This is a genomic window from Pseudomonas azadiae (genome assembly GCF_019145355.1).
Taxonomy (GTDB): domain Bacteria; phylum Pseudomonadota; class Gammaproteobacteria; order Pseudomonadales; family Pseudomonadaceae; genus Aquipseudomonas; species Aquipseudomonas azadiae.
This window is the reverse complement of sequence record NZ_JAHSTY010000001.1, coordinates 2,218,207-2,230,832: the sequence shown is the minus strand read 5'-3', so window position 1 is coordinate 2,230,832 and position 12,626 is coordinate 2,218,207. Positions and strand designations below refer to the sequence as shown.

The window sequence follows — 12,626 nt, the reverse complement described above, 5'->3', positions numbered from 1 at the left end:
GCACTATGGTTGGGCGGATCGTTGTTAGTTATTTTCTATTGATCCCGACAATTTAATGAATTTGTAGCCGTCATGTTGATGGTCAATACTCCTCCCAAGCCGTTAGCCGGCAGTTCCAAGTCCGACCTAAGGAAATTGCGCATGAGCCAGAATAAAGTCCTTACCACCGCCAGCGGTGCACCCGTTGCGGATAACCAGAATTCCCGTTCCGCCGGCCCGCGCGGCCCATTGCTGCTCGACGACTTCCACCTGATCGAGAAGCTCGCTCACTTCAATCGCGAGAACATTCCTGAGCGTCGCGTGCACGCCAAAGGCTCGGGCGCTTACGGCACCTTCACAGTCACCCAAGACATCACTCAATTCACCAGCGCCAAGCTGTTTGAGTCCGTCGGCAAGCAAACCCCAACCTTCCTGCGGTTCTCAACCGTGGGCGGCGAGCGCGGTTCAGCCGATACCGAGCGCGATCCCCGTGGTTTCGCCCTGAAGTTCTACACCGAAGAAGGCAACTGGGACATCGTGGGTAACAACACCCCTGTGTTCTTCATTCGCGACCCATTGAAGTTCCCGGACTTCATCCACACCCAGAAACGCCTGCCGCAAAGCAACCTGAAGAGCGCGCAGATGATGTGGGACTTCTGGTCGCACTCTCCTGAGGCGCTGCACCAGGTCACCATTCTGTTTTCGGACCGTGGCATTCCCGACGGCTATCGTCACATGCACGGCTTTGGTAGCCACACCTACAGCCTGATCAACGCCAGTGGCGAGCGTCACTGGGTCAAGTGGCACTACAAGACCCAGCAAGGCATCAAGAACCTGGCGCCGGCTGAAGCTGCACGCCTGGCCGGCACCGACCCTGATTACGCCCAGCGCGATCTGTTCGGCGCGATCGAGCGCGGGGATTTCCCGAAATGGCGCGTCTGCATCCAGATCATGAGCGAGGCCCAGGCGAACGCTCATTATGAGAACCCCTTCGACGTGACCAAAACCTGGTCGCAGAAAGAATTCCCGTTGATCGAGGTCGGTGAACTGGAGCTCAACCGCAATCCGCAAAACTACTTCGCTGAAGTTGAGCAGGCTGCGTTTGGCCCGAGCAATATGGTTCCAGGTGTGGGCCTGTCGCCGGACCGCATGCTGCAGGGTCGTGTGTTCGCGTACGCCGATGCCCACCGCTACCGCGTGGGCACCAATCACCAGCAACTGCCGGTGAACGCCCCGCGCAATCAAGTGAACAGCTACCAGCGTGACGGCTCGATGGCCTTCGGCAGCAACGGTGGTGCAGCGCCCAACTATGAGCCGAACAGCTACGCCGATGCGCCAAAGCAGGCGCCTCAGTATGCAGAGCCGGCCTTGGCCTTGAGCGGCGCCGCAGACCGTTATGATCACCGGGAAGACACCGATTACTACAGCCACGCCGGTGCGCTGTTCCGCCTGATGAATGATGAGCAAAAAGCCTTGCTCACCAGCAACATCGCGGGCGCAATGGGGGGCGTTTCCAGTGATGTGGTTCAGCGCCAGTTGCAGCACTTCTACAAGGCAGATCCTGCTTATGGAGAAGCAATCGCAAAGGCACTGGGCGTATCGCTTAACTAACTCTAAACGATAAGCAGAACCGCCCTCATTTGGGCGGTTTTTGCGTTATTTCAGCTACTTTTCTTCGAAAGCCTTCACTTTTCTGCCGTTGGTCCCGTGACCTTCGAGTCATCATGGTTCAAACTACAGCCTTTAAAGCAGGGAGATGTAGGGCGATGCAAGGTCACCCCGACGTAATCGATTACCTCAACACGTTGCTGACGGGCGAACTGGCGGCTCGTGACCAATATTTCATCCACTCGCGCATGTACGAAGACTGGGGCTTTACCGAGCTCTACGAGCGTATCAACCACGAGATGGAAGAAGAGGCACAGCACGCCGACGCACTGATGCGCCGTATCCTCATGCTTGAAGGCACGCCGCGTATGCGTCCGGATGACTTGGATGTGGGCACCACAGTACCTGACATGCTCGCTGCCGACCTGCGCCTCGAGTACAAGGTCCGTGCCGCGCTCTGCAAGGGCATCGAGCTCTGCGAGCAGCACAACGACTACGTCACGCGGGAAATCCTGCGAGTGCAGTTGAATGACACCGAAGAAGATCACACCTACTGGCTGGAAAAGCAGCTGGGCCTGATCAAGCTGATTGGCCTGGAGAATTATCTGCAGTCGCAGTTCTAATTCCCAGCTTCAAAAAAGCCCCTGTCACCGCAAAGTGGCAGGGGCTTTTCATTGGGCCCGGAAAAAGTCAGGCCCGGTCGCGCTCCAGCAGCGGCTTCAAGTAATAGCCGGTGTGTGACTGCGGCATCTCGGCAACTTGCTCCGGCGTGCCCACCGCGATGATCTGGCCACCCTTGGAACCACCTTCCGGCCCCAGGTCAACCAGCCAGTCGGCGGTCTTGATCACATCCAGGTTGTGCTCGATCACCACCACGGTGTTGCCGTGGTCGCGCAAGCGGTGCAGCACGTCCAACAGCTGTTGGATATCCGCGAAGTGCAGGCCGGTGGTCGGCTCATCGAGGATATACAAGGTCTTGCCGGTATCGCGCTTGGACAGCTCGCGCGACAGCTTCACCCGCTGCGCCTCACCACCGGACAGCGTGGTCGCCGACTGGCCCAGTTTGATATACGACAGGCCCACATCCATCAATGTCTGCAGCTTGCGCGCCAACGCTGGAACCGCGTCGAAGAACACCCGCGCTTCCTCGATGGTCATCTCCAGGGTTTCGTGGATGTTCTTGCCCTTGTATTTGATCTCCAGTGTCTCGCGGTTATAGCGCTTGCTCTTGCACACATCGCAAGGCACGTAGATATCCGGCAGGAAATGCATCTCCACCTTGATCAAGCCATCGCCCTGGCACGCTTCACAGCGCCCGCCCTTGACGTTGAACGAGAAACGGCCTGGGCCGTAACCCCGCGAACGGGATTCCGGAACACCCGCAAACAGCTCGCGAATGGGCGTGAACAACCCGGTGTACGTCGCCGGATTGGAACGCGGCGTACGGCCGATAGGGCTCTGGTCGATATCAACGACCTTATCAAGCAGTTCCAGGCCTTTGATGCTGTCGTGGGGCGCCGCCTCTAGGGTGGTCGCGCCGTTCAAGGCGGTGGCACTCAAGGGGAACAGCGTGTTGTTGATCAGCGTCGATTTGCCCGAGCCGGAAACGCCGGTCACACAGGTGAGCAGGCCCAGCGGAATCTCCAAGTCAACATTGCGCAGGTTGTTGCCACGCGCGCCCTTGAGGTGCAACGCCATCTTCTTGTTACGCGGCGTGCGCTTGGCCGGCACGGCAATTTTCACACGGCCTGACAGGTACTTGCCTGTCAGCGAATCCGGATGCGCCATGACTTCGGCAGGCGTGCCCTGGGCGACAATGTGTCCGCCATGCACGCCCGCGCCCGGGCCAATGTCGACTACGTAATCCGCCAGGCGAATCGCGTCTTCGTCGTGCTCGACCACGATCACCGTGTTGCCGATATCGCGCAGGTGTTTCAACGTACCCAGCAAGCGATCGTTGTCGCGTTGATGCAAGCCAATCGACGGCTCATCGAGGATGTACAGCACACCCACAAGGCCGGCACCGATCTGGCTGGCCAGGCGAATCCGCTGGGCCTCACCGCCCGATAACGTGTCGGCACTGCGATCCAGCGACAGGTAATCCAGGCCGACGTTGACCAGGAACTGCAGGCGCTCGCGAATTTCCTTGAGGATCTTGTCGGCGATTTCCCCGCGCCGGCCGGTCAGCTTGAGCACACCAAAGTACTCACAGGCATCGCCGATCGGCAGGTTGGTCACCGCCGGCAATGTCTTCTCGCCGACCCACACATGCCGCGCCTCGCGACGCAGCCGGGTGCCGCGGCAATCCGGGCAAGGCTGGGTACTGAGGAATTTCGCCAGTTCTTCGCGCACGCTGGCCGATTCGGTCTCGCGGTAGCGACGCTCCAGGTTCGGCACGATGCCTTCGAACGGGTGGGAGCGTTTGACGATATCGCCACGGTCGTTCAGGTACTTGAAGTCGACGTTCTGCGAACCGCTGCCGTTGAGGATGACTTTCTGCTGGTCGGCCGGTAGTTGGGTGAACGGCACTTCGAGGCTGAACTTATAGTGTGACGCCAACGACCCCAGCATCTGGAAGTAGTAGACGTTGCGCCTGTCCCAGCCACGAATCGCCCCCTCCGCCAGCGTCAGGTCGCCGTTGACCAGACGCTTGATGTCGAAGAACTGCTTCACCCCCAGGCCGTCACAGGTCGGGCAGGCGCCGGCCGGATTGTTGAAGGAAAACAGCTTGGGTTCCAGCTCGCTGATGGCATGGCCGCAGATCGGGCAGGCAAAGCGCGCGGAGAAGATGATCTCTTCGCCCGGCTCGTCATCCATTGGCGCCACCAGGGCAATGCCATCGGCCAGCTTCAGCGCGGTTTCGAATGATTCGGCCAAGCGCTGCTGCAGGTCGGCGCGCACCTTGAAGCGGTCGACCACCACATCAATCGAGTGCTTCTTCTGCTTGTCCAGCTTGGGTGCTTCATCCAGCTCGTAGAGCTTGCCGTTGATCCGCGCGCGTACAAAACCTTGGGCACGCAGCTCTTCGAAGACGGAAAGGTGTTCACCCTTGCGCTCACGAATCACCGGGGCCAGCAGCATCAGCTTGGCGCCTTCCGGCTGGGCCAGCACCAGGTCGACCATTTGGCTGACGGTCTGTGCTTCCAGGGGAATATCGTGGTCCGGGCAACGCGGAATACCCACGCGTGCATACAGCAGACGCAGGTAGTCGTAGATCTCAGTAATGGTGCCCACGGTGGAGCGCGGATTATGGGACGTCGACTTCTGCTCGATGGAAATGGCCGGCGACAGGCCTTCAATGGTGTCGACGTCGGGCTTTTCCATCATCGACAGGAACTGGCGGGCGTAGGCCGACAGGGATTCCACATAGCGACGCTGGCCTTCGGCATACAGCGTGTCGAACGCCAGCGACGATTTGCCGGAGCCGGACAGGCCGGTGATGACGATCAGTTTGTCCCGGGGTAGGGTCAGGTCGATGTTCTTCAGGTTGTGGGTTCTAGCCCCACGAATCAGGATCTTGTCCAAGATGGCCTCGCACGGCGGGCGTAAATAATGCCGGAGTATACGGCTAAAGACTGGATGAATATACACTGTCAAAAGGCCGCTTGCAGCCTTAGATGAAAGCTGCGCGGCAAACCGCCGCATATACCCTCTCAATCGATGGGACTGGTAGAATCGCCGCCGGTTCACACGAGGTTTTTCCATGCACGATCCCCACAGCGAAGGCATGAGTAGCGGCGAGACCCGGGCGGCAGGCGGTCTGGCCCTGGTGTTCGCCTTCCGTATGCTTGGCATGTTCATGGTGTTGCCGGTGCTGGCGACCTATGGAATGGATCTCGCAGGCGCGACCCCCGCATTGATTGGCCTGGCGATTGGCGCCTATGGCCTGACCCAGGCGATTTTCCAGATTCCGTTCGGGATCATTTCCGACCGCATCGGCCGCCGCCCGGTGATCTACCTTGGATTGATCGTCTTCGCTCTGGGCAGTGTGCTTGCGGCTCAATCCGATTCCATCTGGGGCGTGATCGCCGGGCGCATCCTGCAAGGCGCCGGTGCGATTTCCGCCGCGGTCATGGCGTTGCTTTCCGACCTGACCCGCGAACAGCACCGCACCAAGGCCATGGCCATGATCGGCATGACCATCGGCCTCTCATTTGCCGTTGCCATGGTGGTCGGCCCCTTGCTGACCCGCGCGTTCGGCCTGCATGGGCTGTTCCTGGCCACCGGCGGCATGGCGTTGTTCGGCATCGTGATTGTGGCCTTCATGGTGCCGCGCTCCACTGGCACGCTGCAGCACCGCGAGTCGGGCGTCGCGCGCCAAGCGCTCTTGCCGACGCTCAAGCACCCCGACCTGCTGCGCCTGGATTTAGGTATCTTCGTATTACATGCAATGCTGATGTGCAGCTTCGTCGCCTTGCCCCTGGCACTGGTGGAAAAAGCCGGGCTGCCCAAGGAACAGCACTGGTGGGTGTACTTGACCGCCTTGCTGATTTCATTCTTCGCCATGATTCCGTTCATCATCTATGGCGAGAAAAAACGCAAAATGAAACGAGTTTTGCTCGGCGCCGTCGCGACGCTGATGCTCACTGAGCTATTCTTCTGGCAGTTCGGCGACAGCCTGCGGGCGCTGGTAACCGGCACGGTGGTATTTTTCACCGCGTTCAACCTGCTCGAGGCTTCATTGCCTTCGCTGATCAGTAAAGTTTCACCGGCCGGTGGCAAGGGCACGGCGATGGGGGTGTATTCCACCAGCCAGTTCCTCGGTTCCGCATTGGGCGGCATCATGGGTGGCTGGATGTTCCAGCATGGCGGTTTGTCGGTTGTTTTCCTGGGATGCGCCGGGCTGGCTGCACTTTGGCTGGCCTTTGCTGTTACCATGCGCGAACCTCCCTATGTGACGAGTCTGCGCTTGCCGTTATCGCCCGCCGCGATGCGCGAAGCTGGCCTGGCCGAGCGCCTGAAGACCGTTACCGGGGTTACCGATGCCGTGGTTGTCGCTGAAGAAGCCGCCATCTACATCAAACTAGACACCGAATTATTGGATCGCGCGACGCTCGAGCACCTGGTCAACCCAGTGCCGACAGCGCGCCCAGCTTAGGAGAACGTTATGGCCCGTGGGGTTAACAAAGTCATATTGGTCGGTACGTGCGGCCAGGATCCTGAAGTTCGCTACTTGCCTAACGGTAACGCCGTGACCAACCTGAGTCTGGCGACCAGCGAGCAATGGACCGACAAGCAGACTGGCCAGAAAGTCGAGAAGACCGAATGGCACCGTGTGTCGATGTTCGGCAAGGTTGCGGAGATCGCTGGTGAGTACCTGCGCAAGGGTTCGCAGGTGTACATCGAAGGCAAACTGCAAACCCGCGAGTGGGAAAAAGACGGCATCAAGCGTTACACCACTGAAATCGTGGTCGATATGCAAGGCACCATGCAACTGCTGGGCGGCCGTCCACAGGGCGACCAACAAGGCCAGGGCGGCATGTCCAACTCGGCACCGCGCCCGCAGCAGTCACGTCCGCAGCCAAGCCAGCAGCCACAACGTGAGTCGCGTCCAGCGCCACAACAGGCCGCGCCGCAACCGGCTGCGGATTTCGACAGCTTTGATGACGATATTCCGTTCTAGGGTATAGCTTAGACCTAAAGTGTAAAGTCTTTCCCTGAAGGCCCCAAGAATCAAGCTCTTGGGGCTTTTTCTTTGCCCCAAAAAATGTAAAATTTTGAGCCGCGAGTGTCAGCAGGGGGATAGTTAGGGATGAGTGTTAAATTTGCAGAGGTATTTGTTCCAGTTCGTGTTGCGACCGTTAGGCAAATCGTCTTTGAGGACGGCGAAAGGTCATGCGTGGTTGTCGATACTGAAGGAATGCCCCTTTTTTATCCGAACCTCTTCTTGACGACTCAAATGCGGAATGACGACCTTTCATCCTCAACCTTGTCGAATAATGCAGGTCACTTATGTGCATTCCTGCAAGCTATGGAAGAGTCGCAAATAGATCTAATAGCACGCCTGTCTGAAGGAAAGGTGTTAGAGCCATATGAGGTCGAAGCGCTGCGCGGTGATTTACAGAGGCGATTGACGAGTAAGCCAGAAGGTCGCGGCCTTCGTTCTTACTTCTCTCAGGCAGAGTACATTTCTAAAGAAATAATGCATGCGCGTATTACTGTGTCCGCTAAATATCTGGACTGGCTTGCGACGTTATACCTGCGTAATCCGCGTGATTCAGATGAGCTAGCACGGGTGCTCGCGGCGATGAGAGAAATTCGCCCTGTAAATAAGAAGCGGAACACTATAAAGAGGAAGCGTGGGCTGAGTGCTGAAACCGCTTCTGCGATAAAAGAGGTGCTCCGGCCTGGTTCTGAGTACAACATCTGGTCAGATCCAGCTATTCAGGTAAGAAATCGCTTAATTCTATCTTTGTTGTATGAGGCAGGTATACGGCGTGGAGAGCTGCTTAATCTGATGGTCGAGGATTTTAACTTTGGTGCTAATTCTCTTGAAATAGTTAGGCGGGCTGATGAAAAAGCTGATCCGCGCGTAGATCAGCCTCTTGTTAAAACTAACGACCGAGTTATCCCGATAAAGGCCTCTTTGATGGCAGAGGTTCGTCTGTATGTATTTGACCATCGTCGGCATGTTCCGGGAGCCAAAAAACATGGCTTCCTGTTTGTTACCCACAAGCTTGGACCTACTGTAGGTCAGCCTATGACTATTGTAAATTATAAACATATAGTCAATACGCTTCGTGCGGCAGTGCCTCCTCTAAAAGACTTTTCCGGTCATGATTTACGCCATTATTGGAATGAGCGGTTCTCCGATTTGATGGACAAGACTGAACTGACTCCAACTGAGCAAGAACAGATACGCTCCCAATTGATGGGGTGGAGGTTTGGCAGCGGTACAGCTGCGACCTACAATCAGCGATTCGTAGAGAGGAAAGCAGCAGAGTTCGGCATGAAGCTACAGGCAGGCATCATTGGAAGCAAAGGAGTGCAAGGATGATGAACCTAATCAAGGTTGTCCCTATTGACGATGAAGTGATATTAGACGCTGACCAGCCGGACCGTCGAGTAGCGAACGGGACCGTCCTGAGATCAGTTATGGGCTATGAGTTTCTGTCTGAAGATGAGAGATGGAAGCTATCTAAGGATACTTCTCTTAACGTCTCATTGCTAATGAGCCGGATACCTTCCCAACACCGTGGTGCAGCAAAAAAAATGCTGGTTCACTACGCCACGACTTTCTCTGGTGGTACGGTACTGAGGCTGGCGGCCGCACTGCATGATTTTTTTTCGAAGACATCCGGCGACATAAGCACAACGCAGCTCATTAACTACAAATCCGGGCTGGCTGACAATGAGCACTTAATGCAGCTTCGCCCGTTCTTTAGGCGCTGGTTAAATTTTCGACTCCCTGGCGTTACGAAAGAAGTAGTCTCGATGCTCGATAGCTGGCGGCTAGCCGGTCGTGAAAAGGGGCTGGCGGTTAAAACTCTCGATCCTAGGGGCGGTCCGCTCTCTGATTTCGAGCACTCCGCATTTAACGAAGGCCTGACATTCTCGTATGAGGCGGGTGAGATCGATCTATACGAGTTGTGCGTCTGTCTGATCATAAGTACTACCGGCAGGCGGCCCATTCAGCTCACTCATTTGAAATGTGGCGATTTGGTTGACGTCGTTGGGTCGGATGGCGTGATAAATTATTTTCTACACATTCCCAGAGCAAAGCAGCACGGTTCAAGCTTTAGAGATGAGTTCAAAACTTATCAGCTTACACGCGAAATGTATGATCTCTTGAACAGTCACCGAGAGAAGCTATGGCGTGACGTTGACCTTATGGGATATCGCCTGTCTCAAGATCACATGAAGCTGTTACCGCTTTTTCCAGCTAAACGAAGCTTACCGAGGTATGGTTCAACTGCTGAGTTGATAAAGGTTTTGCCTGGAGAACGACTGCACGTGGTTGTGGGTGTATTTACTCAGATAATGAAGCGAGCGGTAGAGTCTCTGGGAATTGTCTCCGACCGCACCGGTGATCTTCTTGAGGTTTTCGCGAGACGTTTCAGGTATTCGCTGGGGACGCGCGCAGCACGAGAAGGTGTCAGTAAGTTTGTCATCGCAGAGCTACTTGATCACTCCGATACTCAGCATGTTGATACCTACACCTTGAATGTCCCAGAGCATTTGAAAAAAATAGATGAAGCGTTAGGCTTTCAGCTCGCTGTATATGCGCAAGCGTTTACCGGCAATCTGGTTGATACAGAATTGGATGCGTTGCGCGGATCAGATCCTGCCAGTCGGGTAAAACATAAAAGAAGTGGAGTAGGGACTTGCGGAAATTTTTCATACTGCGGCATGAACGTACCCCGCCCGTGCTACACATGTGTAAACTTTCAGCCTTGGCTTGACGGGCCACATGATGAACTCTATTTCGAGCTGCTGGACGAACGAGAGAGAATCATGTCTGAGACGGGTGATCTAACTATGGCTGCCATTCTAGACCGCACAATTGTCGCGGTTGCTCAAGTAATAATGAGATGTTCCGAGCGTAAAAGGGAGATGGCATGTGAGTAATATTTTTTATTTTTCCAGCAGAAGTGACATTGCGGCTAGCCAAAACCTAGAAATTTTTATTGAGCGGTGTCGCAATGAACTAACTGTGTTCGGCGCGGACCTGGATTTTGATTCATGGCTGTGGCCGAAAGTGGCTAACTTTACAACGCTTGGTTCTGGGTCTCGTTCATCCTCCATTGAAGATAAGATGGCTGAGCCGTTTATATCATTTGCTAAGGCTTACTTTAGATATCAACAGGGGCACAGACCGGCTAAGACCCGCAACGAGTCCAAGGCGCTAAAGGTCCTTGAGCGTGCTTTGACCGAAGCACACGGTGAGCCAGATATTTTGAAGCTGGATGCTTCCATTTTAGACCGGGCTGCTTTGATCGCTCGTGAGCATTACGCCTCGGCTGCCTATCAGTGTGGCAGGGAGTTGGCACGTCTAGCAAAGTTTGTGTCGGATAATCATTTAATCTCTAAACCATGCGGGACTTGGAAAAATCCGATTTCTCGGCCGCAGGATGACAATAAAGTCGGAAAGAAGGCTAGAGAGGCGAGATCTCGAAAGCTACCTTCTCGTGACGCGGTGTTAGCAATGGGAGATATATTTGCTAATGCCGGTGATGACCCTAGAGATATTTTTACTAGCAGTGTCTTTGCTCTGTTGATGAGTGGAAGTGTGCGTATCACAGAGGTTCTGCATCTGCCGGTTGATTGTGAGGTGCATGATTTCAATCAGCAGGGAGAACCAGTATACGGTTTGCGGTTCTATTCCGGAAAGGGGTTTGGCGCGAACATTAAATGGGTTCCTACCGTTATGTGGCCTATTGTTAAAGAGGCTATATCTCGTGTTAAGGCGATCACCGAGGAAGGTAGGGCGCTTGGAGCCTGGCTAGAGAAAAATCCCGATTTAATGTTCATTCATCCTGACTCAAACTATGCCGACCGCTCTAAACCTCTTACAGAGGTTGAGGCCTGTGAAACGCTTGGCCTGTATCTGGATCAAGATGCGGCCAAGCAGCGCATTTATTACGCTTATGAATTCAAGCGGGGGGATTTGCTCACTATGGAAACAGTTTGGAAGAAGCTAAGGCATAGACTTCCAGATCAGTTTCCATATGTTGAGGAGAAGGCAAATATTACTTTTGGTAACGCTTTGTTTGCAATGCAGATTAATGCACTTCATGCAAAAAGGGGCGTGGTGCGAGTATTGCCTTGGCTTCCAAGTGTAAACATCGTCAACAACGATCTATCTCCACGGGATCACTTAGCAGAAGGCGCTCATCGGAGTATTTTCTCACGTTATGGATATTTCCATGCGGATGGCTCCGAAATGCACATTACGACGCATCAGATGCGGCATATGATCGACACGATGGGGCATCGCGGTGGTATGAGTGATGAGGAAATTGCCCGCTTCGCAGGCCGGGCAGATCCTAAGCAAAACCGTGTTTATAACCATCTGACTGGTAAAGAACTGGCAGTTAAGTACGAGCAGGCGCAAGTTGCGGCGGGCTACGAAGAGTCCATGCTGATCCATTGTGAACCAGTCAGTCGCGAAGCCTACGATCTTGCTCCTAAAGGGCCTGTTCATCGCTCGCTGTGGGGATTTTGTTTACACGATTTTGCTGCTTCTCCATGTGGGTTGTTTCGTGATTGTTTAAACTGTGATGAGCATTTGTGCGAGAAGCGGTCTGGGACCAAGGAAGAGCTTACGGCTCAGCTGGCTGACACAGAGGCAAATCTTCTAGCTTCTGAAAAAGCAATGACTGACGGCGAGTATGGCGCAGATCGCTGGTACGAACACCACAAGCTAACTGTTGCCCGGTTGCGTGAACTAATCGCTATTATGAACGATAGCAATGTGCCTGACGGCTCGTTAATTCGGCTACGCCAGGACTATGCGCCTAGTCATTCAAATCGCGCGTTACGTGCTCGCGGTGACCTGGCGCGTAGATCTCTAGGCCATGCAGAGATGCCGTTGTTGAGCAGTCTGATGGAAGAAATTTAAATGACAAAGCATCTTACTCCACTTGAGCTTTCGGCAATTGAAGATGCTTTGTATTCTTGGGAAGGCACTATTACGTGGGCTGGCGTATGCGATAAGGTTGAGGCGCTTATCGGGAAAAGTGTTACGAGGCAGACATTAAGTGGTAATTACGTAATCAAGCGTGCTTATGATCAGGCTAAATCTCGAAGCAGTAATGTAGCTCCAGTTACACCATCACCCTCCAGTTTGAAAATCGCTGCTGATAGGATTTCTAGGCTAGAGTCGGAAATAGCTGCTTTGAAGTCTGAGAACTCAAAGCTTATAGAGAAATTTCTACGCTGGCAGTATAATGCGTATATCAAGGGATTGACTGAAGCCCATTTGGATAAGCCATTGCCGATTATTGATCGTGAGCGCTCGGATGCGCCTCTTCGGGTGGTTCGGAGGGGGAGAAAAGGAAGATAGTGTTTCAGCCCAAGGGTAACTATGCTGGCGGTTC

Annotated in this window: 9 protein-coding genes; 8 read left to right on the top strand and 1 reads right to left on the bottom strand. The window is 54.6% G+C overall.

The genetic code is table 11. The features are described from left to right. The first annotated feature begins 141 nt into the window (after positions 1–141). Positions 142–1,590, top strand: coding sequence for a catalase (locus KVG91_RS10095; RefSeq protein WP_169377980.1), 1,449 nt, complete (start codon positions 142–144; stop codon positions 1,588–1,590). Between the two features lie 155 nt (positions 1,591–1,745). Further along, complete coding sequence (gene bfr / locus KVG91_RS10090; RefSeq protein ID WP_003176400.1) at positions 1,746–2,210, top strand: bacterioferritin; 465 nt, start codon at positions 1,746–1,748, stop codon at positions 2,208–2,210. A gap of 67 nt (positions 2,211–2,277) precedes the next feature. Here bfr and uvrA read toward each other — a convergent pair whose 3' ends face one another. Next, positions 2,278–5,112: an excinuclease ABC subunit UvrA gene (uvrA, locus tag KVG91_RS10085; RefSeq protein ID WP_169377981.1), complete on the bottom strand. Its 2,835-nt coding sequence runs from the start codon at positions 5,110–5,112 to the stop codon at positions 2,278–2,280. A gap of 178 nt (positions 5,113–5,290) precedes the next feature. Here uvrA and KVG91_RS10080 point away from each other — a divergent pair, with 178 nt between their 5' ends. The 6 genes from KVG91_RS10080 to KVG91_RS10055 all read left to right on the top strand — a co-directional run bounded on the left by KVG91_RS10080 (position 5,291) and on the right by KVG91_RS10055 (position 12,592). Next, a complete protein-coding gene (locus KVG91_RS10080; protein ID WP_169377982.1) occupies positions 5,291–6,685 on the top strand; it encodes an MFS transporter in 1,395 nt (464 codons plus the stop codon). A gap of 9 nt (positions 6,686–6,694) precedes the next feature. Next, positions 6,695–7,210, top strand: a complete 516-nt coding sequence (locus KVG91_RS10075) for a single-stranded DNA-binding protein (protein WP_017849542.1) — start codon at positions 6,695–6,697, stop codon at positions 7,208–7,210. A gap of 129 nt (positions 7,211–7,339) precedes the next feature. After that, positions 7,340–8,584, top strand: coding sequence for a tyrosine-type recombinase/integrase (locus KVG91_RS10070; protein ID WP_169377983.1), 1,245 nt, complete (start codon positions 7,340–7,342; stop codon positions 8,582–8,584). Beyond that, positions 8,581–10,155: a site-specific integrase gene (locus KVG91_RS10065; RefSeq protein WP_169377984.1), complete on the top strand. Its 1,575-nt coding sequence runs from the start codon at positions 8,581–8,583 to the stop codon at positions 10,153–10,155. Before KVG91_RS10070 ends, KVG91_RS10065 begins: the two co-directional genes overlap by 4 nt. Further along, the gene (locus KVG91_RS10060) at positions 10,148–12,148 is read left to right on the top strand and encodes an integrase (RefSeq protein ID WP_169377985.1); all 2,001 of its coding nucleotides are present in this window, start codon (positions 10,148–10,150) and stop codon (positions 12,146–12,148) included. Before KVG91_RS10065 ends, KVG91_RS10060 begins: the two co-directional genes overlap by 8 nt. Continuing rightward, positions 12,149–12,592, top strand: a complete 444-nt coding sequence (locus tag KVG91_RS10055) for a hypothetical protein (protein WP_169377986.1) — start codon at positions 12,149–12,151, stop codon at positions 12,590–12,592. Positions 12,593–12,626: the final 34 nt, after the last annotated feature.

Coding starts and splice junctions, on each gene's coding strand:
- KVG91_RS10075 (WP_017849542.1), top strand. CDS start 6,695: ATGGCCCGTGGGGTTAACAAAGTCATATTGGTCGGTACGTGCGGCCAG.
- bfr (WP_003176400.1), top strand. CDS start 1,746: ATGCAAGGTCACCCCGACGTAATCGATTACCTCAACACGTTGCTGACG.
- KVG91_RS10080 (WP_169377982.1), top strand. CDS start 5,291: ATGCACGATCCCCACAGCGAAGGCATGAGTAGCGGCGAGACCCGGGCG.
- KVG91_RS10070 (WP_169377983.1), top strand. CDS start 7,340: ATGAGTGTTAAATTTGCAGAGGTATTTGTTCCAGTTCGTGTTGCGACC.
- KVG91_RS10055 (WP_169377986.1), top strand. CDS start 12,149: ATGACAAAGCATCTTACTCCACTTGAGCTTTCGGCAATTGAAGATGCT.
- KVG91_RS10095 (WP_169377980.1), top strand. CDS start 142: ATGAGCCAGAATAAAGTCCTTACCACCGCCAGCGGTGCACCCGTTGCG.
- KVG91_RS10065 (WP_169377984.1), top strand. CDS start 8,581: ATGATGAACCTAATCAAGGTTGTCCCTATTGACGATGAAGTGATATTA.